Source organism: Campylobacter sp. RM12637, assembly GCF_020137645.1.
Lineage (GTDB): Bacteria > Campylobacterota > Campylobacteria > Campylobacterales > Campylobacteraceae > Campylobacter_E.
Genome location: NZ_JACGAV010000041.1, coordinates 1 through 1,765 on the forward strand (window position 1 = coordinate 1; position 1,765 = coordinate 1,765).

The window sequence follows — 1,765 nt, forward strand, 5'->3', positions numbered from 1 at the left end:
AGTATTGTCCCCATTATCTCCAGCTTGCCATTCTTCATTGTTAAATCCCATAGCGTCAGCTTGAGCTCTACTAATTGTTGCATTAGTTTCTCTTAAACTCACTGTTGCTTCGCTAACATTTTTATCAAATCCTAAAGCTGAATTACTTGTAAAGCCATTAGCGTCTTTAACTTCTACTTGAATATCTCTTCCGTTGTTTGAAACAAGGCTTAATCTTCCCATATTAGTTGAGTTAGTTGTATTTAAGCCTATAATTGAGCTAAGACCTTCGTTATTAGGCTCATTTAGACCTGCTTTAACACCAGCGAAGAATTGTAAATATGAGTGAGCTACCATACCTTGTTGAGCTTCTGCTGTATCCATAGTTTTATCAGCAGCTGCATTTACTACTTCTTCTAATTTTTTAGTTAATTTATCTATAGTTGAATTAGCACCCTCTAGTGTTGTTTGGGTTTTTAAATCTTCAAATAAATTAGTAATTTCTTTAGCAGTAGTTGGATTAGCACCATTAGTAAATGCGTCAGTTAAATTTAAAGCGCCTTGTTGAGTTGCAGCTAATTTTACAAAATCCACATTTTTTGCACCAATAGGAGCTGCTGTTCCTTCAAAAGCTTTCATTGCTGTAGCTAATGTATTTACTCCATTTATGTCAGTAGCTCCTGTTCCAGTTGTAGCAGCAGCTACCATGGTTCCTAAAGCTGTATTTAAAGCTTGAACATCATCTTCATTTTTATAAGCTGCTAATGCTCCTTGTGCCTTAATGCCAGCTGCTTCAACAGAAGTAGCATAAGCCTTACCAGCATTAACAATAACATCTTTAACAGCGGTATCATAATTTGTAGCAGCAGCTTTATGTGTACCATCAAAAGTATTGATTTTGTCCATTATTTCTGCAAAACTATTTGAGTTAGCTATTAAATCTTTTATATTTGCAGCTTCTGCATCACCTTTTGCTTTTGCTAATTTTTCATCAGCAGTAGCAGTACCTGCTGCAGCTTTTGCACTATCTCCTATATAAGCATCCATAGCTTTAGTTGCTTCTGATTTAAATTTTTCTAAAGCTTTTTGTTCTTCTGTATGGAAAGCATTATAAGCATTACTTGCTGCTGTAGCTTGTTTAGTTTGTTTTAAACCATCGTTATAAATAGCTGCATCTTGCACTCCGTGAGCGTTTTTGATATCACCAAATGAATTTTCTTTAATTAATATAGAACCTTCTGTTCCAGCTTTTTTAGTCCAAGTATCAGCTAAACTTAAATCCACACCTTTTTTAGTGTTTTCTTTGCCAGCAGCACCTTGCTGAACAAGACTATGAATATCATTAGCACCAGTAGGAACACTAACATTATCCTCAACCTTAATACCCCTACCATCTCTATTTGATAATACAAGTCTACCTTTAGTATCTACAGAAGCTTCTACCCCTGTTTGATCTTTAACAGCATTAATAGCAGCTCTTAAAGCACCATTAGCGTCTTTTTCTTGAACGCTTACTGTTCCGATTTTTACACCATTGATTGAGAAATTTGAAGTAGTTTCACCCGCTTTAATAGGTTGCTCAAATGTTGAAATAGCAGTTACATTAGCTTTAATACCTGTCTTATCACTAGCTTTGTTGATTGCTTCTGCTAACGCTCCAAGACCTGTGCTAGCACTTACATCGCCTTTACCATTTGTAAGTTTTACAGGTTCTATTGTTACATCATTGATACCATCAACATTTTTAAATGTTACACTAGCAGTTCCTGTTAAATCCGCCGCTCTC

At 35.5% G+C, this 1,765-nt stretch carries 1 protein-coding gene; it reads right to left on the bottom strand.

The window, feature by feature from the left end; genetic code table 11:
- On the bottom strand, positions 1-1,765 hold a 1,765-nt coding region (locus AVBRAN12637_RS09640; RefSeq protein ID WP_336615824.1), incomplete at both ends, for a flagellin hook IN motif-containing protein.